The organism is Enterobacter cloacae complex sp. SHL020, assembly GCF_049236945.1.
GTDB classification, from domain to species: domain Bacteria; phylum Pseudomonadota; class Gammaproteobacteria; order Enterobacterales; family Enterobacteriaceae; genus Enterobacter; species Enterobacter dykesii.
Genome location: NZ_JBMKJF010000005.1, coordinates 118277 through 143492, shown reverse-complemented (window position 1 = coordinate 143492; position 25216 = coordinate 118277). Strand labels below are relative to the sequence as shown.

General features: G+C 58.3%; 23 protein-coding genes and 5 tRNA genes. 19 read left to right on the top strand and 9 right to left on the bottom strand.

The features are described 5' to 3' along the window. The first annotated feature begins 30 nt into the window (after positions 1-30). From ACOTZB_RS14505 to ACOTZB_RS14490, 4 genes are all read left to right on the top strand, one after another. Positions 31-1044: a LacI family DNA-binding transcriptional regulator gene (locus ACOTZB_RS14505; protein WP_047650294.1), complete on the top strand. Its 1014-nt coding sequence runs from the start codon at positions 31-33 to the stop codon at positions 1042-1044. Positions 1045-1178: 134 nt separating this feature from the next. Next, entirely contained in the window at positions 1179-1724 is a 546-nt protein-coding gene (gene hydN / locus ACOTZB_RS14500; RefSeq protein ID WP_023308960.1) for an electron transport protein HydN, read from the top strand. A gap of 5 nt (positions 1725-1729) precedes the next feature. Then, positions 1730-3946 carry a carbamoyltransferase HypF gene (hypF, locus tag ACOTZB_RS14495; RefSeq protein WP_421627549.1) on the top strand — a complete coding sequence of 739 codons (2217 nt, stop codon included), beginning with the start codon at positions 1730-1732 and terminating at the stop codon, positions 3944-3946. A gap of 1 nt (position 3947) precedes the next feature. Beyond that, positions 3948-4970: a HoxN/HupN/NixA family nickel/cobalt transporter gene (locus ACOTZB_RS14490; RefSeq protein ID WP_047650296.1), complete on the top strand. Its 1023-nt coding sequence runs from the start codon at positions 3948-3950 to the stop codon at positions 4968-4970. A 450-nt stretch (positions 4971-5420) separates the two neighbouring features. Here the strand turns inward: ACOTZB_RS14490 and norW are convergent, their stop codons facing one another. Together norW and norV are read right to left on the bottom strand one after the other, a co-directional pair. Then, positions 5421-6554: an NADH:flavorubredoxin reductase NorW gene (norW, locus tag ACOTZB_RS14485; protein ID WP_421627548.1), complete on the bottom strand. Its 1134-nt coding sequence runs from the start codon at positions 6552-6554 to the stop codon at positions 5421-5423. After that, on the bottom strand, positions 6551-7993 hold the full coding sequence (gene norV, locus ACOTZB_RS14480) for an anaerobic nitric oxide reductase flavorubredoxin (protein ID WP_421627547.1): 1443 nt from the start codon (positions 7991-7993) through the stop codon (positions 6551-6553). The genes norW and norV overlap by 4 nt, the downstream gene beginning before the upstream one ends. A 186-nt stretch (positions 7994-8179) precedes the next feature. Here norV and norR point away from each other — a divergent pair, with 186 nt between their 5' ends. Beyond that, positions 8180-9694, top strand: coding sequence for a nitric oxide reductase transcriptional regulator NorR (gene norR / locus ACOTZB_RS14475; protein WP_421627545.1), 1515 nt, complete (start codon positions 8180-8182; stop codon positions 9692-9694). Here the strand turns inward: norR and gutQ are convergent. From gutQ to srlA, 7 genes are all read right to left on the bottom strand, one after another. Continuing rightward, the gene (gutQ, locus tag ACOTZB_RS14470) at positions 9691-10656 is read right to left on the bottom strand and encodes an arabinose-5-phosphate isomerase GutQ (protein ID WP_033146372.1); all 966 of its coding nucleotides are present in this window, start codon (positions 10654-10656) and stop codon (positions 9691-9693) included. The genes norR and gutQ overlap by 4 nt on opposite strands. Next, positions 10649-11422 (bottom strand): glucitol operon DNA-binding transcriptional repressor SrlR, encoded by a 774-nt coding sequence (srlR, locus tag ACOTZB_RS14465; protein ID WP_032640855.1) that lies wholly within the window; start codon positions 11420-11422, stop codon positions 10649-10651. Before srlR ends, gutQ begins: the two co-directional genes overlap by 8 nt. Positions 11423-11485: 63 nt before the next feature. Further along, positions 11486-11845 carry a transcriptional regulator GutM gene (gutM, locus tag ACOTZB_RS14460; protein WP_421627544.1) on the bottom strand — a complete coding sequence of 120 codons (360 nt, stop codon included), beginning with the start codon at positions 11843-11845 and terminating at the stop codon, positions 11486-11488. 67 nt (positions 11846-11912) lie between these two features. Beyond that, entirely contained in the window at positions 11913-12692 is a 780-nt protein-coding gene (srlD, locus tag ACOTZB_RS14455; protein WP_421627542.1) for a sorbitol-6-phosphate dehydrogenase, read from the bottom strand. Between the two features lie 14 nt (positions 12693-12706). Next, the gene (gene srlB / locus ACOTZB_RS14450; RefSeq protein WP_023308951.1) at positions 12707-13069 is read right to left on the bottom strand and encodes a PTS glucitol/sorbitol transporter subunit IIA; all 363 of its coding nucleotides are present in this window, start codon (positions 13067-13069) and stop codon (positions 12707-12709) included. Positions 13070-13081: 12 nt separating this feature from the next. Next, positions 13082-14041 carry a PTS glucitol/sorbitol transporter subunit IIB gene (gene srlE, locus ACOTZB_RS14445; protein WP_421627540.1) on the bottom strand — a complete coding sequence of 320 codons (960 nt, stop codon included), beginning with the start codon at positions 14039-14041 and terminating at the stop codon, positions 13082-13084. Further along, positions 14038-14601 carry a PTS glucitol/sorbitol transporter subunit IIC gene (gene srlA / locus ACOTZB_RS14440; RefSeq protein WP_023333189.1) on the bottom strand — a complete coding sequence of 188 codons (564 nt, stop codon included), beginning with the start codon at positions 14599-14601 and terminating at the stop codon, positions 14038-14040. Before srlA ends, srlE begins: the two co-directional genes overlap by 4 nt. Positions 14602-14853: 252 nt before the next feature. Between srlA and mltB the strand changes: the two genes are divergently transcribed. The 14 genes from mltB to ACOTZB_RS14370 all read left to right on the top strand — a co-directional run bounded on the left by mltB (position 14854) and on the right by ACOTZB_RS14370 (position 25018). Further along, complete coding sequence (gene mltB, locus ACOTZB_RS14435; protein ID WP_200882512.1) at positions 14854-15954, top strand: lytic murein transglycosylase B; 1101 nt, start codon at positions 14854-14856, stop codon at positions 15952-15954. 260 nt (positions 15955-16214) lie between these two features. Then, positions 16215-16868: a metal ABC transporter ATP-binding protein gene (locus ACOTZB_RS14430; RefSeq protein ID WP_421627538.1), complete on the top strand. Its 654-nt coding sequence runs from the start codon at positions 16215-16217 to the stop codon at positions 16866-16868. Beyond that, on the top strand, positions 16865-17725 hold the full coding sequence (locus ACOTZB_RS14425) for a metal ABC transporter permease (protein ID WP_023308946.1): 861 nt from the start codon (positions 16865-16867) through the stop codon (positions 17723-17725). Before ACOTZB_RS14430 ends, ACOTZB_RS14425 begins: the two co-directional genes overlap by 4 nt. Positions 17726-17739: 14 nt before the next feature. After that, positions 17740-18618 carry a metal ABC transporter substrate-binding protein gene (locus tag ACOTZB_RS14420; protein WP_193805755.1) on the top strand — a complete coding sequence of 293 codons (879 nt, stop codon included), beginning with the start codon at positions 17740-17742 and terminating at the stop codon, positions 18616-18618. A 129-nt stretch (positions 18619-18747) separates the two neighbouring features. Beyond that, positions 18748-19245 (top strand): nicotinamide-nucleotide amidase, encoded by a 498-nt coding sequence (gene pncC / locus ACOTZB_RS14415; protein ID WP_023308944.1) that lies wholly within the window; start codon positions 18748-18750, stop codon positions 19243-19245. A gap of 89 nt (positions 19246-19334) precedes the next feature. Next, entirely contained in the window at positions 19335-20393 is a 1059-nt protein-coding gene (gene recA / locus ACOTZB_RS14410) for a recombinase RecA (RefSeq protein WP_023308943.1), read from the top strand. 69 nt (positions 20394-20462) lie between these two features. After that, the gene (gene recX, locus ACOTZB_RS14405) at positions 20463-20963 is read left to right on the top strand and encodes a recombination regulator RecX (protein WP_033146366.1); all 501 of its coding nucleotides are present in this window, start codon (positions 20463-20465) and stop codon (positions 20961-20963) included. Positions 20964-21094: 131 nt separating this feature from the next. Further along, positions 21095-23722, top strand: coding sequence for an alanine--tRNA ligase (gene alaS / locus ACOTZB_RS14400; protein ID WP_214577187.1), 2628 nt, complete (start codon positions 21095-21097; stop codon positions 23720-23722). 241 nt (positions 23723-23963) lie between these two features. Continuing rightward, positions 23964-24149, top strand: coding sequence for a carbon storage regulator CsrA (gene csrA, locus ACOTZB_RS14395; RefSeq protein WP_000906486.1), 186 nt, complete (start codon positions 23964-23966; stop codon positions 24147-24149). A gap of 342 nt (positions 24150-24491) precedes the next feature. Continuing rightward, positions 24492-24584, top strand: a tRNA-Ser gene (locus ACOTZB_RS14390). 4 nt (positions 24585-24588) lie between these two features. Next, positions 24589-24665 (top strand) — tRNA-Arg (locus ACOTZB_RS14385). Between the two features lie 64 nt (positions 24666-24729). Then, positions 24730-24806 (top strand) — tRNA-Arg (locus tag ACOTZB_RS14380). Positions 24807-24835: 29 nt separating this feature from the next. Further along, a tRNA-Arg gene (locus ACOTZB_RS14375) sits at positions 24836-24912 on the top strand. Between the two features lie 29 nt (positions 24913-24941). Continuing rightward, positions 24942-25018 (top strand) — tRNA-Arg (locus ACOTZB_RS14370). Positions 25019-25216: the final 198 nt, after the last annotated feature.

Here is a 25216-nt window from a genome sequence, read left to right as displayed (position 1 = left end):
CGCTTCATCAGATTCAGATGGAATAACAACATGACCACGATGCTTGAAGTGGCGAAGCGGGCAGGCGTTTCGAAAGCCACGGTGTCCCGGGTGCTGTCGGGAAATGGCTACGTCAGCCAGGAGACCAAAGACCGGGTGTTTCAGGCCATTGAAGAGAGCGGCTATCGCCCGAATTTGCTGGCGCGAAACCTGGCAACCAAACGTACCCAGACGCTGGGGCTGGTGGTGACGAACACCCTCTATCACGGCGTCTACTTTAGCGAACTGCTGTTTCACGCCGCGCGCATGACGGAAGAAAAGGGGCGGCAGCTGATCCTCGCGGACGGCAAGCACAGCGCGGATGAAGAGCGCGAGGCGATCCAGTACCTGCTCGATATGCGCTGCGACGCGGTGATTATCTATCCGCGTTTTCTGAGCGTGGAAGAGATGGATGAGATCGTCGAGAAGTGCGAGCAGCCCATCATGGTGCTCAACCGTCGCCTGCGGAAAAACAGCAGCCACTGCGTCTGGTCAGATCATAAAGCCTCCAGCCAGGAGGCGGTGTCGCAGCTGATTGCGAAAGGGCACCGGGAGATCGCGTTTATCACCGGCTCGCTGGATTCTCCCACCGGGGTTGAGCGTCTCTCCGGCTACAAGGACGCGCTGGCGCAGCACGGTATTCCGCTGCGCGAGGGCCTTATTGCGCGTGGGAAGTGGAACCCCGCCAGCGGCGCGGCGGCGGTTGCCGAACTGCTTGCTCGCGGTGAACGGTTTACGGCGCTGGTGGCGAGTAATGACGACATGGCGATCGGCGCCATGAAGCAGCTGCACGACAGCGGCGTGGCCGCACCGGACGCGGTGTCGGTGATCGGTTTTGACGACGTGGCTATCGCGCCTTACATCGTGCCGTCGCTTTCCAGCGTCCGCATCCCGGTAACGGAGATGATCAAAGAGACCATCAGCCGCCTGATCTTCATGCTCGACGGCGGTGAGTTTAAGTATCAGCAAACCTTCTCCGGCGAGCTTGTCCTGCGCGACTCCGTTATTGACGGCCCGCACCGCTGATGTCGACAGCTGTCATCGTCATAAGTGACGATGACAGCGCCTCCGTATTTTTTAAATTCATATGAAATCAATAAGTTAATTATTGGCACGGTTTATGAATATCTCCGCGCATAACTGTAATGCTGGAGAAGCAGATGAACCGTTTTATTATGGCCGATGCCAGTAAGTGTATTGGTTGCCGTACCTGTGAAGTGGCGTGCGTGGTTTCCCATCAGGCGGAGCAGGACTGCGCGTCGCTTACCCCTGACACCTTCCTGCCGCGTATCCACGTCATCAAAGGCGTGAATATTTCCACCGCCGCCATCTGTCGCCAGTGCGAAGACGCACCGTGCGCGAACGTCTGCCCGAACGGGGCAATTAAACGCGAGAAAGGCTTTGTGCACGTCATGCAGGAGCGCTGCATTGGCTGCAAAACCTGCGTGGTCGCCTGCCCGTACGGCGCGATGGAGGTGGTTGTTCGTCCGGTTGTACGCAACAGCGGCATGGGGCTGAGCGTACGTGCGGAGAAAGCCGAAGCCAACAAATGCGATCTTTGCTATCACCGCGACGCCGGTCCGGCCTGCATGGAAGCCTGCCCGACGCATGCGCTTGTCTGCGTGGATCGCGACAAGCTTGAGCAGATGAGCGCCGAAAAGCGCCGTCGCGCGGCATTCGACACGTCGTCATCGCTGCTGTTCTGAACCCTATGTGCAGCAACGGCGTACAGCTGCGCGTGCGCGGCAAGGTGCAGGGCGTGGGGTTTCGCCCCTTCGTCTGGCAGCTGGCGCAGGCGCTTCAGTTGACCGGTGACGTCTGCAATGATGGAGAGGGCGTGCTGGTGCGCCTCGCGGGTAATGGGGGGGCCTTTACCGCGAGGCTGCATCAGGACTGTCCGCCGCTGGCACGCATTGACCACGTGGAAACGCAGCCGTTTACCTGGGCGCAGGTGCCGGAGGACTTTACCATCCGCCACAGCGCGGGCGGGACGATGGACACGCAGATTGTCCCCGATGCCGCGACCTGTCCGGCGTGCCTGGCTGAAATGCGCGACCCCGGCGAGCGCCGCTATCGCTATCCGTTTATCAACTGCACGCACTGCGGGCCGCGGTTTACCATTATCCGCGCGATGCCCTATGACCGTCCGGCCACGTCAATGGCCGCATTTCCCCTCTGCGTGCCGTGCGAAGCGGAGTACCGTAACCCTGCTGACCGCCGCTTTCACGCCCAGCCCGTAGCCTGCCCGGACTGCGGGCCAGCGCTGGAATGGCGCGCGGGCGACAACACCGCTTCCCGCGAGGCTGCGCTGCGCGCGGCGGTGGCGATGCTGAAAAGCGGCGGCATAGTCGCGGTCAAAGGGCTGGGCGGTTTTCATCTCGTCTGCGACGCGCGTAATCCGCAGGCGGTCGCGACGCTCCGGGTACGCAAGCAGCGTCCCGCGAAGCCGCTGGCGGTGATGATCCCAAACGCGGACGGCGTGCCGGAGGCGATCCAGACGCTGTTGCGCTCCTCCGCAGCGCCGATTGTGCTGACCCCAAAAGCCTCGCTTCCCGGGTTTCCCGAAGGGATTGCACCGGGACTCGATTGTATTGGCATCATGCTTCCCGCTAACCCGCTGCAACATTTACTGATGATGGACTTCCAGCGCCCGCTGGTGATGACTTCCGGCAACCTCAGCGGCAGACCGCCTGCCATGACCAACCAGCAGGCGCTGGATGAGCTCGGCGACATCGCGGACGGCTTCCTGCTGCATAACCGCGATATCCTGCAGCGGATGGATGATTCAGTGATGGATCGCGACGGCACGATGCTTCGCCGCGCGCGCGGTTTTGTGCCCGATGCCGTCACGTTGCCTGCGGGTTTTGAGAATATCCCCGCCATGCTGTGCACCGGCGCGGAGATGAAAAACACCTTCTGCCTGGTGCGTGGCAGCCAGGCGGTGCTGAGCCAGCATTTTGGCGATCTCGGTGACGAGGGCGTCGAAGCGCAGTGGCGAGGCGCGCTCTCGCTGATGCAGAAAATTTACGCCTTCCAGCCGAGGCGCGTGGTGTGCGACGCCCATCCGGGCTATCACACACAACGATGGGCGCAGGCGCAGGGGCTGCCGGTCGAAACCGTACTGCACCATCACGCCCATGCGGCGGCGTGCCTGGCGGAGAACGGCTGGCCGCTGAACGGCGGAGACGCGATTGCCCTGACGCTGGACGGGATCGGCATGGGCGAGAACGGCGCGCTGTGGGGCGGGGAGTGCCTGCGGGTGAGCTATCTCGCGTGCGAGCGTCTGGGCGGGCTGCCTGCCGTTGCGCTGCCGGGGGGCGATCTGGCGGCGCGGCAGCCGTGGCGCAATCTGCTCGCCCACTGCCTGGCGTTTGTCCCTGACTGGCAGCAGTACCCGGAAACGCGCGCGGTTCAGCGTGAAAACTGGCCGCTGCTGGCAACGGCGATCCGGCGCGGCATCAACGCGCCGCAGGCCTCGTCCTGTGGTCGCCTGTTTGATGCGGTCGCCTGCGTGCTGGGTATTGAAACCCAATCCTGGGAAGGTGAAGCGGCCTGCCGGCTGGAAGCGCTGGCTTCGCAGTGTGCGGGCGTCGACCATCCGGTGACGCTGAACGTGTATAACCTCGCGCAGTTCTGGCAGCAGTGGCTTGCCTGGCAGGCTGAGCCCTGCGAGCGCGCGTGGGCGTTTCACGACGCGCTGGCAAAAGGGCTGGCGGAACTCGCCGCGCGCCATGCCCGACGACTGTCGCTGTCGACAATCTGTCTCAGCGGCGGCGTGCTGCACAACCGTCTGCTGCGCGCGCGCCTGCGTCATTATCTTTCTGACTTTACGCTTCTTTTTCCTTCGCGCCTGCCCGCAGGTGACGGAGCGATCTCCTTCGGGCAGGCGGTGGTTGCCGCTGCCCGGTCATGTTCACAAAGGACTTAAAATGTTACGACTCTTACGCAATGAACCTCGCGCCGCGCTTCTGCTGCTGGCTCTGGTAATGGCAAACCTGCTGGCCTGGGGATGGGCATGGCACGCTTTTAGCGGCAGCACGGCGCTGATGGCCGCCAGCCTGCTGGCGTGGTGCTACGGGCTTCGTCACGCGGTGGACGCTGACCATATTGCGGCCATTGATACCGTGACGCGTAAGATGATGCAGCAGGGCAAACGTCCGTCCGGCGTGGGGGCGTGGTTCTCGCTGGGGCACTCCACCATCGTAGTGCTGGCCTCCATTGCTATCGCAGCGACCGCGACGGCGTTTCAGAAAAACATGGAATGGTTCCACGAAACCGGCAGCCTGATCGGCACCGCCGTGTCCGCCACCTTCCTGCTGGCGATGGCGCTGGTGAACATGGTGATCCTGCGCGGCGTCTGGCGCAGTTTTCAGGCGCTGAAGCAGGGCAGGCCCGTGCAGGGCGACATCACGCTCCCTGCCCAGGGTGGCGTCATGAACTGGCTGTTTGGCAAAACCTTCCGCCTGGTGAATAAAAGCTGGCAGATGTACCTGGTCGGTTTCCTGTTTGGCCTCGGCTTTGATACGGCCACCGAGATTGGCGTGCTGGGGATCTCTGCCGCCAGCGCGTCAAGCGGGATGTCGGTGTGGTCAATCATGGTCTTCCCGGCGCTCTTCGCCAGCGGCATGGCGCTGGTGGATACCCTCGATAACCTGTTGATGGTCGGCGCCTACGGCTGGGCGTTCAACAAGCCGCAGCGCAAGCTCTACTACAACATAACCATCACCGGCACCTCCGTGGTGGTGGCGCTGTTTATCGGCGGGCTGGAAGCGCTGGGTCTGCTGATGGACAAATTTGCCCTCAGCGGCGGCGTGTGGGATCTGATTGGCACGGTAAACGACAATCTGGGCAACGCCGGGTTTGTGGTGGTTGGGCTGTTTGTCGCCTGCTGGCTGATCTCCATGGTCAACTACCGCTGGCGCGGCTACGACGCGCTGGTGGTACGTTCCTGAACCGGCTCCTGCATGGCGCAACCTCCGCGACTTCCTCGATGGCTGGCGCATAGCGGCATACCGATAAAAAGATGCTGAAAATATAGGACTTTTGCGGAATAAAATATATTCCGCATTCTTCGCTTGTGTGAAATAGCGATAAAGATAATTGAGTTATTTATAAAAATTCGCCATGATTTGCCTCCTGCTGATGATATCTATTCAGACTGAGTTGGCTGCCAATAATAAAACTGGATGATGTTTTTAAGCTGTTTCATAGTAAAGCATTTACGAAAATAATAAATAAGGGATTGATGGCGATGATATATCTGCTTTGTATTTATTTGATGAATAGAATGCGTAAGAAAAAGCCCCGGAATATCGGGGCGGTGAATAATAAAATTCAAAGGTTAACTCTGCGTAGACTCGTTGTTGGCCGGGTAAACGAAGCGCCGCCCGGCAAAGCGAGGGTTAGGCAGGTAACTGTTTCAGCAGAGCGAAACCCTCCTTCATCCGGTCTTCACTAACCACAAAAGCGCGAAGCTGACCCTCGTTATCCGCGCCCCGCGCGACCATTCCCTGCGGTTCGAGGGTAATTTGCCAGTTCAGATCCTGACGTTGCGTTTCACCGGCAAGATGCAGCGGTAATTCCGGCGTTTTGACTTTAATCAGCATGGCGGGTAATTTCAGCGGCGCGTTGCCGCCGAGCAGGTTTTTCGCCAGATACATCGCACTTAATTGAATTGGCTGTAAAAAGGGCAGTGCCTGACCGTTAATTTCAGCGCAGTCGCCTAACGCGTAAATATCAGGTTGCGTGGTTTGCAGGTAGCTATTTACCTTCACGCCACGCTGTATTTCGGCGCCTGCGCGATGCGCCAGCGCGGTTTCCGGGCGCAGGCCCGTTGCGGCAACCACGACATCCACTTCAACGCTGCGCCTGTGGTCGAGCGTGGCAAGAATGCCGCCTTCGGTTTTACTCAGGCTTTGCAGCTGCGATTTCAACAGCAGATGCACCCCCATGTCGGTCAGGCGATGCTGTAAGCGACTACTTACTTCTGCGGGCATCAGCGACGACAGAATGCTCGCCGCGTGGTCGACCAGAGTCACGGATTTACCCGCCCGGCAGAAATCCATCGCCAGCTCGGTGCCTATCAGCCCGCCGCCGACAATCATCACGCGCTGTGCGTCGCGAAGCGCCGTTTCGCTGGCCTGATACTCCTGCTGGCTGTTGAGGGTGATCGTCAGCTCGCGGCCCTCAACCGGAGGCACAAACGCAGAGGCACCCGTGGCGAGCACCAGCCTGTCGTACTGCCAGGTCTTCTCTTTTGCTTTTACCACGTGGGCGGCGGCGTCGATGTCGGTGACCCAGGTGTAGGGAAACAGACGCAGGTTAAACTGCTCGGCGAACTCCCCCGCCGTCTGGCGGGTGAGGTCTTCGGCGCGCTGATTCTCACTAATCACGTGGCTTAAGTCAGGCTTGTTGTACTCGTCCATGCTGTCGGCGGCAATCACCGTCAGCGGCACGCTGGCATCCTGCTTGCGGATGCTTTTCACCAGCTGGCGGGCGGCAAAGCCCGAGCCGATGATGACGATTCCGTTGCTCATTTTGCCTCCGTACCCAGTTCGTCAAAAACGTCTTTTCCGAGGGAGCATTCCGGGCAGAGGAAGTTGTCAGGTACGTCGCGCCACGGCGTGCCCGGCGCGACATCCTGCAGCGGCTCGCCCAGCTCAGGATCGTAAATCCACTGGCAGACGCTGCACTGCATGCGCGGTCCGGGATCGGCGGCTTCCGCGGCAGGGCAGGCGTCCTGCTTTCCGCTTGGTTTTGCCGCCGCTTCCGGCAACGGAGCGAGCGCCCACTGACGGGCAATGTCGCGGCCGTGCTGGCGGCAGATCTCCAGGGCGTCGATATCCGGACGCCATTTCGCCTTCAGGCTGAGAGACATCTCAAAGCCCGCATCCTGCAGACGCGTAGACAGACGGTCTACCGCGCCGCCGCTCCAGCCGTGGGAGCCAAAGGCGCTGGCGCGCTTGTTGCGAAAACGCAGGCCGGTCATCTCTTCTACCAGACCGGCAATTTTCGGCATCATCACGTTGTTCATGGTGGAGGTGCCCACCAGCACGCCCTTAGAACGGAAGACGTTGGTCAATACCTCGTTCTTATCGCTGCGCGCCACGTTGAAGATTTTCACCGCCACGTTGGGGTCCACTTCGTTGATGCCCTGAGCAATGGCGTCCGCCATCATGCGGGTGTTGTTGGACATGGTGTCGTAGAAAATAGTGATGCGGTCTTCCTGATAGTCCGCCGCCCATTTCAGGTAGAGCTCCACAATCTGGGTTGGATTTTCACGCCATACCACGCCGTGGGAGGTGGCAATCATGTCCACCGGCAGGTTGAAGCCGAGGATCTCGGTGATTTTTGGCGTCACCAGGCGGCTGAACGGCGTCAGGATGTTGGCGTAGTAGCGCTGGCACTGCTCGAACAGCTCGGTCTGGTCCACTTCGTCGTTGAACAGGCGCTCGTCGCAGTAGTGCTGGCCGAAGGCGTCGTTGCTGAACAGCACCGCGTCGCCGGTCATGTAGGTCATCATGCTGTCCGGCCAGTGCAGCATCGGGGTTTCCACGAAGATCAGCTGCTTGCCGTTGCCGATATCCAGCGCGTCTCCGGTTTTCACGGTGTGGAAATTCCACTCCGGATGGTGGTGGTGGCCGTTGATCGAGTCGATGGCGTTGGTGGTGCAGTAGATCGGCGTGTTCGGAATGTAAGACATCAGCTCGGTCAGCGCGCCGGCGTGATCTTCTTCCGCGTGGTTGATGATGATGTAGTCGATGGCGTCCAGGTCGATTTCGCTGCGCAGGTTCTGCACGAACTCGCGGCTGAACTTGTGATCGACGGTATCGATCAGCACGTTTTTATCTTCGCGGATGAGATAGCTATTGTAACTGCTGCCGCGCAGCGTTTTGTATTCCGTCCCGTGGAAATCGCGCACTTCCCAGTCACGTTGACCCACCCAATGAATGTTATTTTTAACCAGAATAGACATAGCAACCTCTACGTAATACAGCATTTTCAAATAAGATGGTTTGCCTATATCAAGTTGCGTGCCAGTTCTTAATTTATTGATTTTAATTAATTAATATTTCCATGAACCGTAATGGGTAGTCATTATGACTATCAAAAGAAGTGTCAATATGACAATATGCATTGTCAAAATGACAGCGAGGTCACTATGAGCTTTTCCGTAGACGTGCTGGCGAAGATCGCCATTGAGCTGCAGACCGGTATCGGCCATCAGGACCGCTTTCAGCGGCTGATCTCCACGCTGCGCCACGTGCTTGAGTGCGATGCGTCCGCGCTACTGCGCTACGAGGGGCGGCAGTTTATTCCGCTGGCTATTGACGGGCTGGCGAAGGACGTGCTCGGGCGGCGTTTTACCCTTGAGGGCCATCCGCGTCTGGAAACCATCGCCCGCGCTGGTGACGTGGTGCGTTTCCCGGCGGACAGCGACTTGCCCGACCCGTACGACGGGCTTATTCCCGGACAGGAGAGCCTCAAGGTGCATGCCTGTATCGGCCTGCCTTTATTTGCCGGACAAAACCTGATTGGCGCGCTGACCCTCGACGGCCTTTCGCCGGACCAGTTCGACACCTTTAGCGACGAAGAGCTGCGCCTGATTGCCGCCCTGGCCGCCGGGGCGCTGAACAATGCCCTGCTGATTGAACAGCTGGAGAGCCAGAACATCCTTCCCGGCAGCCCGGCGGCGTTTGAGCAGGTAACGCACACGGAGATGATCGGCCTCTCTCCGGGTATGGCGCAGCTCAAAAAAGAGATTGAGATTGTCGCCGCCTCCGATTTGAACGTGCTGATCTTCGGGGAGACCGGCACCGGCAAGGAGCTGGTGGCGAAGTCCATTCACGAAGCGTCGCCGCGCGCGGTCAATCCGCTGGTGTACCTCAACTGCGCCGCGCTGCCGGAAAGCGTGGCGGAAAGCGAGCTTTTTGGTCACGTTAAAGGGGCGTTTACCGGGGCCATCAGCAACCGCAGCGGCAAGTTCGAAATGGCCGATAACGGCACGCTGTTTCTGGATGAAATCGGCGAGCTCTCCCTGTCGCTGCAGGCCAAGCTGCTGCGCGTGCTGCAGTACGGCGACATCCAGCGCGTGGGGGATGACCGCAGCCACAGAGTGGACGTTCGCGTGCTGGCGGCCACCAACCGTGACCTGCGCGAAGCGGTGCTGTCAGGACAGTTCCGCGCCGACCTGTTCCATCGCCTGAGCGTGTTCCCGCTTACCGTGCCGCCGCTGCGCGAGCGTGGGGACGATGTGGTGCTGCTGGCCGGCTTTTTCTGCGAGCAGTGCCGTCTCAGGATGGGGCTTTCCCGCGTGGTGCTGAGCCCGGAGGCACGGTCGCATCTGCTGAGCTACGGCTGGCCGGGTAACGTGCGCGAGCTGGAGCATGCGATTCACCGCGCGGTGGTGCTGGCGCGGGCGACGCGTTCGGGTGATGAAGTGGTGCTCCACGCGCGGCATTTTGCGCTGCAGGATGAAACCGCACCGGCTATCGCCCAGGCAGTACCCGAGATAGCGAATGAAAATCTGCGTGAAGCCACGGAGGCGTTTCAGCGTCAGATGATTACCCGCGCGCTGGAGCAGAATAACCGCAGCTGGGCGGCGTGCGCGCGGGCGCTGGAGGTGGACGTCGCCAACCTGCACAGGCTGGCGAAGCGTCTCGGGCTGAAGGGTTAGATAATGCCGGCCTGATAGAAATCCTGTAGGTTGATGGCGCCGCACAGCCTGCCGGCGTCATCCACCACCGGTGCGGCGGTGATTTTGCGCTTCATCAGCACCTCTTTGGCTTCAATGGCGCGGCTCTCGGCGTTCAGCGTCAGCCCGCCTTTGGTCATGGCGTCCGACACTTTGGTTTCCAGCCTGCCGCCGCCCACCAGCCAGCGGCGCAGGTCGCCGTCGGTGAACACGCCCTTTACGCTCCCGCCGTCATCGCACACCGCAACCAGCCCAAGACCGGTGCGGCTGAGCTCCAGCATCGCGTCCATGACGCTGGTATCGAGCTTGACCTGCGGAATGGCATCGTCGGTGCGCATCAGGTGGTGAACCTTGTTGAGCAGGCGTGCGCCGAGCGCGCCCGCCGGATGCGAACGGGCGAAATCTTCTTCGTTAAAGCCGCGCGCCTGCATCACCGCCATTGCCAGCGCGTCGCCCATCATCAGGGTGTTAACGGTGCTGGAGGTCGGGGCGAGGTGCATCGGACAGGCTTCACGCTCAACGGAAATATCCAGCGTCGCCTTGGCGGCCAGCGCCAGCGGCGAGCGGGATTTCCCGGTCATCGCCAGCAGGGCGACCGATTTTTCCTGCAGGCGCGGAATAATCAGGTCCAGCTCTTTGGCCGAACCGGAGTAGGAGATAAACAGCATCACGTCGCGGCTTTCAATCATCCCCAGATCGCCGTGCAGCGCCTCAGCAGGGTGCACGAAGAACGCCGGGGTGCCGGTGCTGGCGAGCGTCGCGGCAATCTTTTTGCCGATATGGCCGGATTTACCGATGCCCGCCACGATCACTTTGCCTTCGCAGTGGATAATGGTGTTGGCGGCGCGGACAAAATCCTCGCCCAGACGTTCCGGCAGGCGGCTGGCTTCCTGCAGTTCCAGCATCAGCGTCTGGCGGCCCGTTTCTAACAGAAAATCACTCATCTCTCTCTCCGGTTACGATCACGTCGATTCCTTTCTCTTCCAGCGCTTTTTTGAACGCCGGGTCGATACCCGCGTCGGTAATCAGCTTATCAACGCTTTCAAGGCTACAGACAATGTTGGGGCTTTTACGGCCAAACTTCGACGAGTCTGCCATCAAAATCACTTCCCGCGCGGCGTTGCACATGGCTTTACTGACGCTGAACACCTCGTTGAACGTCGTAACGCCGGCGTTCAGGTCGATGCCGTCGGTGCCCATAAACAGTTTATCAAAGCTGAAGTGGTCGAAGGCATTCTCCGCCAGTTGGCCGTGAAACGACGCCGATTTTTTGCGGAAGGTGCCGCCGGGCATCAGGATGGTCTGCTCGCTGTCAAACTCCGACAGGGCGTTGACGATGTGCAGGCTGTTGGTCATCACCGTGATGTTGTTAAAGCGGCTGAGCAGCGGGATCATCTGCAGGACGGTGCTGCCTGCATCCAGAATGATGGAGTCGCCATCGTGGATAAATTTTACGGCGGCTTCGGCAATCAGCGCTTTCTGGTGGGTATTGATCAGCGTTTTGTGGTCGATAGGCGGGTCCGCTTCGTCCTTATTGAGCACCACGCCGCCGTAGGTTCGAATGACGGCGCCAGAGTTTTCGAGCAATACCAGGTCCTTGCGTATTGTCGTGCCGGTGGTGTCAAAGTAGTGGGCCAGATCCTCTACCGAGCATTTTCCCTGCTTTTGCAGATGCTCGAGAATGGCCGCCTGCCGCTGACGAGGTTTCATAGGCGCTTCGTTCCTTAGGTTGCGAAATGATAATTTCGCAAGTCTATAGCTTTCACAACGAAATTATCCATGTTTCAGATTAAGCGCTAATGATAGTGCATTCTGACAGAGCGGATCATGGGGAAAGATCACATCAGGCCGTAATTCCTGCAGCGAAATGCCGTTGATTGCCTGGATTTTCACCGGACGGGCGAAGACGGTCATGCCGCGCATGATGAGGGAATCGCAGACGTGATTGTTTTCATCCAGCGCAATAGCCACGACGACGCGCGGTTTAAAGCGTCCGCCGGATCGTCCGACGCCGACGCGACCTTTCTGACACAGCGCGTCAAACGCGCGGTTAAACTGGTGGATCTGCCAGCCGCCAAACGCCATCTGGCAGATCCAGGCGAGGGCGGCGATGGTGATGAGTGCGGTGACCATATCGGCTCCTTGTTTTGTTCCCTCTCCCCGTGGGAGAGGGTTAGGGTGAGGGCATCAGCCCGCTCGATCAGAACATCACCTGCCCGCCGGTGACGTTAATCGACTGCCCGGTGCAGTACGAGGCTTTCGAGCTGGCGTAAAACAGCAGCATGTTCAGCACGTCCTGATAATCGCACCCGCGCTTCAGCGGCACTTTATCGATGTAGTACTGCTCCACTTCCTCAGCCTTGATGCCGAGCTTGGTGGCATACTGCGGCAGCAGGGACTGGAACATCGGCGATTTCAGCAGGTTACCCAGCATCAGCGAATGCACGGTAATGCCGTACTCGGCCAGATCCAGCGCCAGAGACTGCGTCAGCCCCACGCCGCCAAACTTCGCGGCGCTGTAGCCGGAGTTGTGCTTGCTGCCCACTTTCCCTGATTTGGAGTTGATCTGAATGATGCGCCCCTGAATGCCGTCGCGGATCATCAGACGGGAAAACTCGCGGGCGCAGAGGAAATAGCCCACCAGATTCACCTGCAGCGAACGGTCAAAATCCCCCAGCTCGAAATCGCTGATAAAGGCCGCTTTCGCAATCCCCGCGCTGTAGACCAGCAGGTCGGTACGCCCAAAAATCTCGTCCACGCCGCGGGCCAGCGCCATCACGCTCTGCTCGCTGGTGGCGTCGGCACCAAACCCGTACGCCATCCCTTCGCCAAACTCGGTGTTAATGGTGTCCGCCACGCGGGCGGCTTTTTCACTCTGAATGTCCACTACCGCCACGCGGTAGCCCTCTGCGGCAAGCCCACGGCAGAGGAACTCGCCTAAGGTTTGTCCTCCACCAATGACAACGGCAACCTGACTCATGTGTTTCTCCTTAATTACGCAACAAATTTTAACGTGCAGCCTGGGGTGACAGCCTGCGGAACCGGGCCCGCTACGTGAACAGTGCCGGGATATTCCGCCTGCGGCTGGCCGTCGAAACGCAGGGTGATGTGGCCCAGCTCGCGCAGGTTTTGCTCGGCGACGTCGCCGACGGCGGTGACGGCATAGCGCGCCTCGCCCAGCTCAAGCTGGCTCCCGGCCTTCAGCTCGCCCTTTAGCTCGCCGTGGCAGTGGATAAAACAAAACTCTTCGATATCCGCAGGCGCCCCTTCGCGGAAGGTGATAAGCATCTGGTCGCTCAGCGCGTCGGCCGCGCTCTGGCCGATGCGGGTAATGGTGGTCTGGTAAATGACGGTCATCGCAGGAACCTCTTATTGATAAATAAAGCCGGAGACAAACCAGGCAATCAGCACCGTCGGCGCGCCCGTCAGGAAGCGGCTAACCAGCACGGACGGCACACCCACGCGCACGGTGTCCTGGCGAGCTTCCGCCAGCGACAGCCCAACGGGGATGAAATCGCACGCCGCCTGGGCGTTAATGGCAAACAGGGCGGGCAGGGCGAGGTGCGGGGGAATGTTCCCCAGACCAATCTGCACGCCAATCAGCACGCCGATGACCTGGGCAATCACCGCGCCCGGGCCGAGGAACGGCGACAGCAGCGGGAAGGAGCAGATCAGCGCCAGCGTCACCAGTCCGAGCGGGTGGCTGGCGAGCGGGGCGAGGCCGTGGGCAATCCAGTCGCCCAGGCCGGACGCCATGATGATGCCGATCAGCGCCGAGACGAACGCCATAAACGGCAGAATGGTTTTCAGCACCGTGTCGATGGTGTCGCGCCCGGACTGGAACAGCACCGCCACGGCGGACCCCATGCCCATCCCGACCTTCGCCAGCAGGCCGTCGCTCTGCTCGGTGATTTTCTTAGTGGTGTCATACTCGCGCGGGGCCGCTTTTTGCGGCGCGGCAGTGTCATTCACCAGCGTGATGTTGTCCTCCTTCACGCCTGAGACATAAATGTCTTCAAGGATGTACTGCGCCAGCGGGCCGGATTTTCCGGTGGAGTGAATATTTACCGTCGGAATGCGGCGCTTCGGATAGATGCCGCAGCGCAGCGTGCCGCCGCAGTCGATCACCGCCACGCCGATTTCCGCCTCCGGTGGTTCCCCTTCTTTGAAGCCGTCGACCGCTTCCCAGCCGGTCAGCTCGCGAAGCCTGTCGACGATCGCCGGGCGCGTGCCTGCGGTGATGTAAACAATCTTTTTGCCTTCGGTGGCGTCGAACTCCAGCGGGCCGCCCCAGCCGCCCGTGCCTTTCTCAATGCGGATCCGGTTCATGCTGTGGCTCCTGAAAGATGGACCTTCTGTTCAAGCTGGATGCCCATTTTTTTCTCAAAAATGGCGGTGGTGAGGTCGGTCACCCAGCCGCGGAAGAAGTTGGTGACCAGGCCAACCAGCAGGTAGCTCACCGCCAGCGGGCCGAGCGGCAGGCCAAGGGTGGTGAGACCGCTGGCGATCCCGAGATACACAAACAGCTCGCCGGGGTTAATGTGCGGGAACAGGCCGTTCATCGAATGGCAGCTGTAGGAGGCGGCGGCGTAGTAGCTCGGCTTGTACTTTTCCGGCATGAAGCGGCCGAGGCTTAAGGTCATCGGGTTGCAGAACACGAAGGTACCGATGAACGGCAGTACCAGGTAGCGGGACAGCGGATTCCCGGCACAGCGCTGGGCGAAGCGTTCAATGCGCTGCTGGCCGATAAAGTTGATCAGCGCGTTCATGATCACTAGCAGGCTGATCAGCAGGGGCAGGATCCCGGTCACCATGCCGGTGAACACTTCTCCGCCTTTCTGAAACAGCCCGATGAACCACTCGGCGCCGTGGGTGATGGTTTCTATCATTCTTCTCTCCTGTGGGGCTTTTTTGTTTTTGTCTGACTGGGCTAATAATAATCACTTTGAAAGGTTTTAAAGTGTTAATTAGATCTCACAATGAAAGAAAAAAGGATTATTTTGAAAGTTTATTGGCGGGGCGAATGATTTTCGGTGGAAAAAAGCGCGGATTTGCGTGGGGGAGGCGCGTACCGCTTCCTTGAGGTGTTGCGGATGCTTTACCATACTGGGTTCTTATCGAACCCGTTAAATGGATGTCTCATGTTCAAGCGTCGTTATGCAGCGCTGTTGCCTGCGCTTATTCTGCTGTCTGCCTGTAGTAGCAAACCTAAGACCGAAGCCGTTCAGCAAACGGCGGGCGCGCCTTCCGGAGGATTCCTGCTGGAGCCGCAGCACAATATGATGCAGATGGGCGGCGACTTCGCGAATAACCCGGCGGCCGAGCAGTTCATCGATAAAATGGTGAGCAAGCACGGCTTTGACAGACAGCAACTGCACGAAATTTTGTCTCAGGCCAAGCGCCTGGACTACGTGCTGCGCCTGATGGACAGGCAGGCGCCGACCGCCCAGGTGCCGAGCGGGCCAAACGGCGCGTGGCTGCGCTATCGCAAACAGTTTATTACCCCGGACAACGTGCAAAATGGCGTGGTGTTCTGGAATCAGTATGAAGATGCGCTCAACCGCGCGTGGCAGGTCTACGGCGTACCGCCTGAAATCATCGTCGGGATTATCGGCGTGGAAACCCGCTGGGGCCGCGTGATGGGTAAAACCCGCATCCTCGACGCGCTGGCGACGCTCTCCTTTAATTACCCGCGGCGCGCGGAGTATTTCTCTTCCGAGCTGGAAACCTTCCTGCTGATGGCACGCAACGAGCAGGACGATCCGCTCGATCTGAAAGGGTCGTTTGCCGGCGCGATGGGCTACGGTCAGTTTATGCCGTCCTCCTATAAGCAGTATGCCGTCGACTTTAACGGTGATGGTCACATCAACCTGTGGGATCCGGTGGATGCCATCGGCAGCGTGGCGAACTACTTCAAAGCGCACGGCTGGACGCCGGGCGGTCAGGTTGCCGTTCAGGCAAACGGCGAGGCGTTTGGTCTGGAAAACGGCTTCAAAACCAAATACAGCGTCGCACAGCTGACGGCGGCGGGCTTAACGCCAACCCAGCCGCTGGGCAATGTCGATCAGGTGAGCCTGCTGCGCCTGGACGTGGGAACCGGCTATCAGTACTGGTACGGCATGCCGAACTTCTACACCATTACCCGCTATAACCACAGCACCCATTATGCAATGGCGGTGTGGCAGCTGGGGCTGGCAGTGTCTCAGGCGCGCGTTCCGGCGGCGTCGCCGTTTAGTCAGTAAGTCATCTTATTCCACCCTCTCCCTTTGGGAGAGGGTACCTCGCGCCCGTCCTGGTTTTCTCAGAAACATTTCGCCACACTCCCTTTTCAAACCCGCCATTTACATATTAACCGCCTTTCATTATTGTTATGTTATAACATTTAATGTGGTGTCGACATGTCAACGTCCCTTTTTTCTCTGTCTGCTATGGTTCGGCTTTTGCTGGCGCTGGTGCTTGTTGTCTTTATCGGGCTGGCCGTGCGCTGGGCGGTGGCATTGCCATGATCGTGATGAACGAACTGGTCGCGGGTTATGAACGCCTGCCCGTTACGCGGCCCCTCTCGGGCACCATTGAACGCGGCAGCATGACCGCCATTATCGGCGCTAACGGCTGCGGGAAATCCACGCTGCTGAAAACGCTGGCGGGGTTTATTCCTCCCGTCAGCGGCGGTTTCCGCTGGCAGGGTAAGCGCCCGGTCATCGGCTGGCTGGCACAGCGTCACGCCCTGGAGGCGCAGTTTCCGCTGACCGTACAGGACGTGGTAAGCATGGGCTGCTGGCCGGGCATTTCGCTTTTTTCCGGGTTTCGTCGCGAAACGCGGCTGCGCATTGCCAGCGCGCTTGAGCGCGTCGGGCTTGAGTCCATGGCGTTATCCACCATCGATGAACTCTCCGGCGGTCAGTTTCAGCGCATGCTGTTTGCCCGCGTCCTGGTGCAGCAGGCGCCGCTGGTGATGCTGGATGAACCCTTTACCGGGGTCGATGAAGCCACCTGCAGCGTGCTGATGGATTTGATGCTGGAGATGTATATGCAGGGGCAAACGCTGCTCGCGGTACTGCACGACAGCGAGCGCGTGTCGCGCCATTTTCCGCAGACGCTGCGGCTGGATGCTGACGTTCCCCGGTGGAAAACCGAGCGGGTGAGGGTGGCATGATCTGGCATCTCTTTTTTCAGCCGTTCATTGAGTACGGCTTTATGCGTCGCGCGCTGGTGGTTTGCCTGGCGCTCTCCGTCAGCACCACCGCGCTCGGCGTGTTTCTTCAGCTGCGTCGGATGAGCCTGATGGGCGACGCCCTTTCTCACGCCATTTTGCCGGGTGTCGCCGTGGGGTATTTGCTCAGCGGTATGTCGCTGCTGGCGATGAGTATTGGCGGTTTTATCGCGGGAATTACCGTGGCGCTGCTGGCCGGTCTGGTCAGTCGACGCACGCCGCTGAAAGAAGATGCCAGCTTTGCCGGGTTTTATCTTGGCTCGCTGGCGCTGGGGGTCACGCTGGTGTCGCTGCGCGGGTCGAATGTCGATCTGCTGCATCTGCTGTTTGGCTCTATCCTCGCCGTGGACAAGGACGCCGCGCTGTTTGTCACGGGCGTGTGTATGTTCACCCTTATCACACTGGCGCTGTTTTATCGCGGGCTGGTCACAGAAGCGTTTGATACTGCCTGGCTGCAGGTGAACGCCCGCTGGCTGCCTGGCCTGCTGCACGGACTGTTTCTGGCGCTGCTGGTGCTTAACCTGGTGGCTGGTTTTCAGGTGCTCGGCACGCTGATGGCCGTCGGGCTGATGATGCTTCCGGCCGTGGCGGCACGCTGCTGGGTGCGCACGCTACCAGCCTTACTTCTGATGGCGGGGATAAGCGGTATTTTCTGCGCATGGCTGGGGCTGAGCCTCTCCTGGGCGATGAGCCTCCCGGCCGGGCCGTCCATCGTGCTCACCGCCAGCGCGCTGTTCTTTATTTCCATTTTACTGGGTACGCGAAGCAGGCTCGCTGGCAGCCTGCGGGCGTATTTTTAACGCAAGGGGAAACGATGAAACGTACAGGATTTGTAGTGGCGCTCGCGCTGGGGATGATGTCGCACGGCGTGATGGCGAAAACGCTGAATGTGGTGACCAGCTTTTCGATTCTGGGGGATATCACGCAGGAGGTAGGCGGTGACCATGTGAACGTGACGACGCTGGTCGGTCCGGACGGCGATCCGCACACCTTTGAACCGTCGCCGAAAGACAGCGCGGCCCTGAGCAAGGCTGATGTGGTGGTGGTGAACGGCCTGGGGCTGGAAGGCTGGCTTGACCGTCTGGTAAAAGCCTCCGGGTTCAAAGGGCAACTGGTTGTCGCCTCAACAGGGGTGAAAACCCACACGCTTGAGGAAGATGGAAAGACTGTGACCGATCCGCACGCGTGGAACAGCGCGGCGAACGGGGCGCTGTATGCACAAAATATTCTGAACGGGCTGGTGAAAGCCGATCTGCAGGACAAAGCCGCGCTGGAAGCCTCCGGTAAACCGTATATCGCGCAGCTTAACCAGCTGGATAACTGGGCCAAAACGCGCTTTAGCCAGATCCCGCCGGCGAAGCGTCACGTGCTGACCAGCCATGACGCGTTCGGCTATTTCAGCCGCGCCTACGGCGTGACGTTTATGGCGCCGCAGGGGCTGTCGTCTGAGAGCGAAGCCAGCGCGGCGCAGGTCGCCGAGATTATCAATCAGATTAAAGCCGACGGCGTGAAAACCTGGTTTATGGAGAATCAACTCGATCCGCGTCTGGTGAAACAGATTGCGTCGGCGACGGGCGCACAGCCCGGGGGGGAGCTTTACCCCGAAGCGCTGTCGGCAAAAGGTGGGGTGGCAGACACCTACGTTAAGGCGTTTCGCCACAATGTGAACACCCTCGCTGAGAGCATGAAATAACCTTTCCACCGCCGGTGCGTCCGTACCGGCTTTTTTCTGAAGCCCCCTCGTAAAACCTGAAGTGCATCCCCACATCTGACGAGAAAGTGCTATCTTGTGCAGCACGTTTTTCTGATGCCTGGAGCGAGAATGACTGACCATGAATTGATGCAGCTTAGCGAGATCGTTGGCCTTGCGCTGAAGCAGCGTGGCGCGACAATCACCACCGCGGAATCCTGCACCGGCGGCTGGGTGGCGAAAGCGATTACCGATATTGCCGGCAGTTCAGCCTGGTTTGAACGCGGTTTTGTGACCTACAGTAACGAAGCTAAAGCTCAGATGATTGGCGTGCGTGAATCCACGCTTGAACAGCATGGCGCGGTCAGCGAACCGGTGGTGATCGAGATGGCCATTGGCGCGCTCAAAGAGGCGCGGGCAGATTACGCCATTTCCATTAGCGGCATTGCGGGCCCGGACGGCGGCAGTGACGTGAAGCCTGTCGGCACCGTCTGGTTTGGGTTCGCCACCTCCAAAGGGGAAGGGATCACCCGCCGGGAGTGCTTCAGCGGCGATCGCGAAAGCGTGCGTCGTCAGGCAACCGTTTATGCGTTAAAAACGCTCTGGCAACAATTTCTACAAAACACTTGATACTGTATGACCATACAGTATAATTGCACCAACAGAACAGAAATCCACGGTGAAGCACAGTCGCTTCTCCCGGCATGACAGGAGTAATAATGGCTATCGACGAAAACAAACAGAAAGCGTTGGCGGCAGCACTGGGCCAGATCGAAAAGCAATTCGGTAAAGGCTCCATCATGCGCCTGGGTGAAGACCGTTCCATGGATGTGGAAACCATCTCCACCGGTTCGCTTTCTCTGGATATCGCGCTGGGCGCTGGCGGTCTGCCTATGGGCCGTATCGTAGAAATCTACGGGCCAGAGTCCTCCGGTAAAACCACCCTGACGCTGCAGGTGATTGCCGCGGCACAGCGCGAAGGTAAAACCTGTGCGTTTATTGATGCCGAGCACGCGCTGGACCCTGTTTATGCTCGCAAGCTGGGCGTGGATATCGACAACCTGCTGTGTTCTCAGCCGGACACCGGTGAGCAGGCGCTGGAAATTTGTGATGCGCTGGCGCGTTCTGGTGCCGTTGACGTTATCGTGGTCGACTCCGTTGCCGCACTGACGCCAAAAGCCGAAATCGAAGGTGAAATCGGTGACTCTCACATGGGCCTCGCGGCACGTATGATGAGCCAGGCGATGCGTAAGCTGGCGGGTAACCTGAAGCAGTCCAACACGCTGCTGATCTTCATCAACCAGATCCGTATGAAAATTGGTGTGATGTTCGGTAACCCGGAAACCACTACCGGTGGTAACGCACTGAAATTCTACGCCTCTGTCCGTCTGGATATCCGCCGTATCGGCGCGGTGAAAGAGGGTGAGAACGTGGTCGGTAGCGAAACCCGCGTGAAGGTTGTGAAGAACAAAATCGCCGCGCCGTTCAAACAGGCTGAATTCCAGATCCTCTACGGCGAAGGGATCAACTTCCTCGGCGAGCTGGTTGACCTGGGCGTGAAAGAGAAGCTGATTGAAAAAGCAGGCGCCTGGTACAGCTACAACGGTGACAAGATTGGTCAGGGTAAAGCGAACGCGATCTCCTGGCTGAAAGAGAACCCGGCTGCGGCGAAAGAGATTGAGAAGAAGGTGCGTGAGCTTCTGCTGAACAACCAGGACTCCAAACCTGATTTCGTGGTGGATGCCGCGGATGCTGAAGAAACTAACGAAGACTTTTAATTCTTTCGTTTAAAAATGAAGGGCTGCTGATGCGGCCCTTTTTGCATTTCTGAACCAGCAGGTTTTTTTATGAGTGAACCGACAACACGTCGACCCGCGTATGCACGCTTACTTGACCGCGCGGTGCGCATCCTGGCCGTTCGTGACCACAGTGAACAGGAGCTGCGGCGAAAACTGTCGGCGCCGGTAATGAGTAAAAACGGGCCGGAAGAGATTGATGCCACCGCGGAGGATTATGACCGCGTAATTGCCTGGTGCTACGAGCATCGTTATCTTGATGACGAGCGTTTTGCCTCGCGGTTTCTCGCCAGCCGCGGCCGTAAAGGATATGGGCCCGCGCGCATCCGGCAGGAGCTGAACCAGAAAGGGGTGGCCCGGGAGTCCATCGAAAAAGCGATGCGCGAATGCGATACTGACTGGTGCGAGCTGGCCAGAGAACAGGCGATTCGTAAATACGGCGAACCGCTGCCGCGTGAATTTTCAGAAAAAGTCAAAATCCAGCGCTTTTTGCTCTACCGCGGCTTTCTGATGGAAGATATTCAGGATATCTGGCGTAATTTTGCCGATTGAACGCATGCGGGATTTTACTTCCCACTAAAGAAAACTTATCTTATTCCCACTTTTTCCAGTAGCTGGTCTGTCCAACGGTTTACCGATACAGGCTGGCTACGACATTTCGTTAGCTTGATTTCAGGATAATTATGAGCAAGAGCACCGCTGAGATCCGTCAGGCGTTTCTCGATTTTTTCCATAGTAAGGGACACCAGGTTGTTGCCAGCAGCTCCCTGGTACCGAACAACGATCCAACTCTGCTGTTTACCAACGCCGGGATGAACCAGTTCAAGGATGTGTTCCTTGGTCTCGACAAGCGTAATTATTCCCGCGCCACAACCTCACAGCGTTGCGTGCGTGCGGGCGGTAAACACAACGACCTGGAAAACGTCGGTTACACCGCGCGTCACCATACATTCTTCGAAATGCTGGGTAACTTCAGCTTCGGCGACTACTTCAAACACGATGCTATTCAATATGCGTGGGAACTGCTGACCGGTGAAAACTGGTTCAACCTGCCGAAAGAGCGTCTGTGGGTTACCGTCTATGAAACCGATGACGAAGCCTACGAAATCTGGGAAAAAGAAGTCGGGATCCCGCGCGAGCGTATTATTCGCATCGGTGATAACAAAGGCGCGCCATACGCGTCTGACAACTTCTGGCAGATGGGTGATACCGGCCCTTGCGGTCCGTGCACCGAGATCTTCTACGATCACGGCGACCACATCTGGGGTGGGCCTCCGGGCAGCCCGGAAGAAGACGGCGATCGCTACATTGAGATCTGGAACATCGTGTTCATGCAGTTCAACCGTCAGGCTGACGGTACGATGGAGCCGCTGCCGAAGCCTTCCGTCGATACCGGTATGGGCCTGGAGCGTATTGCCGCGGTTCTGCAGCACGTTAACTCCAACTACGAGATTGATCTGTTCAGCACCCTGATCAAAGCCGTTGCGGACGTTACCGGCGCGACCGATCTGAACAACAAATCGCTGCGCGTTATCGCGGACCACATTCGTTCCTGTGCGTTCCTGATTGCCGACGGCGTTATCCCGTCGAATGAAAACCGTGGCTACGTGCTGCGTCGTATTATTCGTCGTGCCATCCGTCACGGCAACATGCTGGGCGCGAAGGACACCTTCTTCTATAAACTCGTTGGGCCACTGATTGGCGTGATGGGTGCTGCCGGTGATGAGCTGAAACGCCAGCAGGCACAGGTAGAGCAGGTTCTGAAAACCGAAGAAGAGCAGTTTGCGCGTACGCTGGAGCGCGGTCTGGCGCTGCTGGACGAAGAGCTGGCGAAACTTAAGGGCGACACGCTGGATGGCGAAACCGCTTTCCGCCTGTACGACACCTACGGCTTCCCGGTTGACCTGACGGCAGACGTTTGCCGTGAGCGCAACATCAAAGTTGACGAAGCGGGCTTCGAAGCCGCGATGGAAGAGCAGCGTCGTCGTGCGCGTGAATCCAGCGGTTTCGGTGCAGACTACAACGCGATGATCCGCGTTGATAGTGCGTCAGAATTCAAAGGTTATGACGCGCTGGAACTGACCGGCAAAGTGACCGCTCTGTTTGTTGACGGTAAAGCCGTGGACAGCATCAGCGCGGGCCAGGATGCGGTTGTCATTCTGGACAAAACGCCGTTCTACGCGGAATCCGGCGGTCAGGTTGGCGATAAAGGCGAACTGAAAGGCAACGGTTTCAGCTTCAGCGTCAGCGACACCCAGAAATACGGTCAGGCGATTGGTCACCAGGGCAAACTGGTTTCCGGTTCTCTGAAAGTGGGCGAGGGCGTACAGGCTAACGTGGATGAAGCTCGCCGCGCGCGCATTCGTCTGAACCACTCTGCAACCCACCTGATGCACGCAGCCCTGCGCGACGTGCTCGGTACCCACGTTGCACAGAAAGGTTCTCTGGTTAACGACAAAGTGCTGCGCTTCGACTTCTCGCATTTTGAAGCGATGAAACCGTCTGAAATCCGCGCGGTGGAAGATCTGGTGAACGCGCAGATCCGTCGTAACCTGCCAATCGAGACCCACATCATGGAGCTCGAGGACGCGAAGAAAAAAGGTGCGATGGCGCTGTTTGGTGAGAAATACGACGAGCGCGTTCGCGTGCTGAGCATGGGCGACTTCTCTACCGAGCTGTGCGGCGGTACGCACGCATCGCGCACCGGTGACATCGGCCTGTTCCGCATTGTTTCCGAGTCGGGAACGGCGGCAGGTGTGCGTCGTATTGAAGCGGTGACCGGTGAAGGTGCGATTGCCAGCCTGCATGCGCAGAGCGATCAGCTGCACGACATCGCGCAGCTGCTGAAAGGCGATAGCCAGAACCTGGGCGAGAAAGTGCGCGTTGCGCTGGATCGCACGCGTCAGCTGGAAAAAGAGCTGCAGCAGCTGAAAGAGCAGGCTGCGGCGCAGGAGAGTGCAAACCTCTCCAGCAAGGCTGTAAACATTAAGGGCGTCAAACTGCTGGTCAGCGATCTGGCGGGCGTTGAGCCTAAGATGCTGCGTACTATGGTCGACGATCTCAAGAACCAGCTTGGTTCTACCGTTATCGTGCTGGCGACAGTGGCAGAAGGTAAGGTTTCTCTGATTGCGGGCGTCTCTAAGGATGTGACCGACCGCGTAAAAGCAGGGGAACTGATTGGTATGGTCGCTCAGCAGGTGGGCGGCAAGGGTGGCGGTCGTCCGGACATGGCGCAAGCCGGTGGTACGGATGCGGCGGCACTTCCGCAAGCTTTGGCCAGCGTTGAAAGCTGGGTAAGCGCGAAACTGTAATAACTACAAAGCACAAGCAGACGCCATAGCGGTAACGTTATGGCGTCTTGTTCACTGTGCTATCGATAACGATAAAGTCAGGTTGAGTTTGTGTATATCGGCTAAACTTACGTTTAACAGAATGTGATGCCGTGACTGCTTACACTTTACGTGTTTGTCATCGCTTACTTTTTGGCGTTATATGATGGATAATGCCGGGATACAAGAGACCCGACTCTTTTAATCTTTCAAGGAGCAAAGAATGCTGATTCTGACTCGTCGAGTTGGTGAGACCCTCATGATTGGGGATGAGGTCACCGTGACAGTTTTAGGGGTAAAGGGTAACCAGGTACGTATTGGTGTTAACGCTCCTAAAGAAGTATCTGTCCACCGTGAAGAGATCTACCAGCGTATCCAGGCTGAAAAATCCCAGCAGTCCAGTTACTGATATTGTCGCGTCTCGCTGTCGGGCGAGACGCAACCCTCCTGTCATTTTTCCTGCTCAACGTTACCGTTTAAATTCAAACGCTCTCTTTTTAACCACTCTGTTACCCTAAACTCGCCCCTACGCCGCCATTTCTGCATAGGTTTTCTGTGAAGATGCCTGCAAAATCCGCTTATAAAACACCCTCTTTGCGGCTTTTACATGCGAATTGCGTGTGATTTGTGCAAACGATAAAAGCTTTTGGAAAATTGTTTGACTTATAAGTCCCAGAAAGTAATATATGCGCCACGCAGCGACGAGAAGCTCTTAATGAGTAACTCGAAGCACTCGAAAGAGGCGTTGTGTGGTGAGGTGGCCGAGAGGCTGAAGGCGCTCCCCTGCTAAGGGAGTATGCGGTCAAAAGCTGCATCCGGGGTTCGAATCCCCGCCTCACCGCCATTTTGCATCCGTAGCTCAGCTGGATAGAGTACTCGGCTACGAACCGAGCGGTCGGAGGTTCGAATCCTCCCGGATGCACCATCTATTACTTCATATTGCTTTAGAAGTGATATGAATATCGAGCAGTACAGTAGTAAATCCCGATGCATCCGTAGCTCAGCTGGATAGAGTACTCGGCTACGAACCGAGCGGTCGGAGGTTCGAATCCTCCCGGATGCACCATTTACTATTTCTGAAAGCAGTACCCTGATGCATCCGTAGCTCAGCTGGATAGAGTACTCGGCTACGAACCGAGCGGTCGGAGGTTCGAATCCTCCCGGATGCACCATTTACTATTTCTGAAAGCAGTACCCTGATGCATCCGTAGCTCAGCTGGATAGAGTACTCGGCTACGAACCGAGCGGTCGGAGGTTCGAATCCTCCCGGATGCACCATATTCTCCGAGATAATAGCCACGCTGTTGTTTCAAGGTCTGCGAGTTAATCGCAAGCACCAGGGAGGATAACGTTGCTTCAGCAACGGCCCGCAGGGCGAGGCGCAGCCGAGTAATCCTCCCGGATGCACCATTTACTGTTTCTAAAAGCATTTCCCGATGCATCCGTAGCTCAGCTGGATAGAGTACTCGGCTACGA

What these genes read in the sequence shown, in the direction of transcription:
- ACOTZB_RS14505 (WP_047650294.1), top strand. Translation starts at nt 31, where the DNA reads ATGACCACGATGCTTGAAGTGGCGAAGCGGGCAGGCGTTTCGAAAGCC.
- hydN (WP_023308960.1), top strand. Translation starts at nt 1,179, where the DNA reads ATGAACCGTTTTATTATGGCCGATGCCAGTAAGTGTATTGGTTGCCGT.
- hypF (WP_421627549.1), top strand. Translation starts at nt 1,730, where the DNA reads ATGTGCAGCAACGGCGTACAGCTGCGCGTGCGCGGCAAGGTGCAGGGC.
- ACOTZB_RS14490 (WP_047650296.1), top strand. Translation starts at nt 3,948, where the DNA reads ATGTTACGACTCTTACGCAATGAACCTCGCGCCGCGCTTCTGCTGCTG.
- norW (WP_421627548.1), bottom strand. Translation starts at nt 6,554, where the DNA reads ATGAGCAACGGAATCGTCATCATCGGCTCGGGCTTTGCCGCCCGCCAG.
- norV (WP_421627547.1), bottom strand. Translation starts at nt 7,993, where the DNA reads ATGTCTATTCTGGTTAAAAATAACATTCATTGGGTGGGTCAACGTGAC.
- norR (WP_421627545.1), top strand. Translation starts at nt 8,180, where the DNA reads ATGAGCTTTTCCGTAGACGTGCTGGCGAAGATCGCCATTGAGCTGCAG.
- gutQ (WP_033146372.1), bottom strand. Translation starts at nt 10,656, where the DNA reads ATGAGTGATTTTCTGTTAGAAACGGGCCGCCAGACGCTGATGCTGGAA.
- srlR (WP_032640855.1), bottom strand. Translation starts at nt 11,422, where the DNA reads ATGAAACCTCGTCAGCGGCAGGCGGCCATTCTCGAGCATCTGCAAAAG.
- gutM (WP_421627544.1), bottom strand. Translation starts at nt 11,845, where the DNA reads ATGGTCACCGCACTCATCACCATCGCCGCCCTCGCCTGGATCTGCCAG.
- srlD (WP_421627542.1), bottom strand. Translation starts at nt 12,692, where the DNA reads ATGAGTCAGGTTGCCGTTGTCATTGGTGGAGGACAAACCTTAGGCGAG.
- srlB (WP_023308951.1), bottom strand. Translation starts at nt 13,069, where the DNA reads ATGACCGTCATTTACCAGACCACCATTACCCGCATCGGCCAGAGCGCG.
- srlE (WP_421627540.1), bottom strand. Translation starts at nt 14,041, where the DNA reads ATGAACCGGATCCGCATTGAGAAAGGCACGGGCGGCTGGGGCGGCCCG.
- srlA (WP_023333189.1), bottom strand. Translation starts at nt 14,601, where the DNA reads ATGATAGAAACCATCACCCACGGCGCCGAGTGGTTCATCGGGCTGTTT.
- mltB (WP_200882512.1), top strand. Translation starts at nt 14,854, where the DNA reads ATGTTCAAGCGTCGTTATGCAGCGCTGTTGCCTGCGCTTATTCTGCTG.
- ACOTZB_RS14430 (WP_421627538.1), top strand. Translation starts at nt 16,215, where the DNA reads ATGATCGTGATGAACGAACTGGTCGCGGGTTATGAACGCCTGCCCGTT.
- ACOTZB_RS14425 (WP_023308946.1), top strand. Translation starts at nt 16,865, where the DNA reads ATGATCTGGCATCTCTTTTTTCAGCCGTTCATTGAGTACGGCTTTATG.
- ACOTZB_RS14420 (WP_193805755.1), top strand. Translation starts at nt 17,740, where the DNA reads ATGAAACGTACAGGATTTGTAGTGGCGCTCGCGCTGGGGATGATGTCG.
- pncC (WP_023308944.1), top strand. Translation starts at nt 18,748, where the DNA reads ATGACTGACCATGAATTGATGCAGCTTAGCGAGATCGTTGGCCTTGCG.
- recA (WP_023308943.1), top strand. Translation starts at nt 19,335, where the DNA reads ATGGCTATCGACGAAAACAAACAGAAAGCGTTGGCGGCAGCACTGGGC.
- recX (WP_033146366.1), top strand. Translation starts at nt 20,463, where the DNA reads ATGAGTGAACCGACAACACGTCGACCCGCGTATGCACGCTTACTTGAC.
- alaS (WP_214577187.1), top strand. Translation starts at nt 21,095, where the DNA reads ATGAGCAAGAGCACCGCTGAGATCCGTCAGGCGTTTCTCGATTTTTTC.
- csrA (WP_000906486.1), top strand. Translation starts at nt 23,964, where the DNA reads ATGCTGATTCTGACTCGTCGAGTTGGTGAGACCCTCATGATTGGGGAT.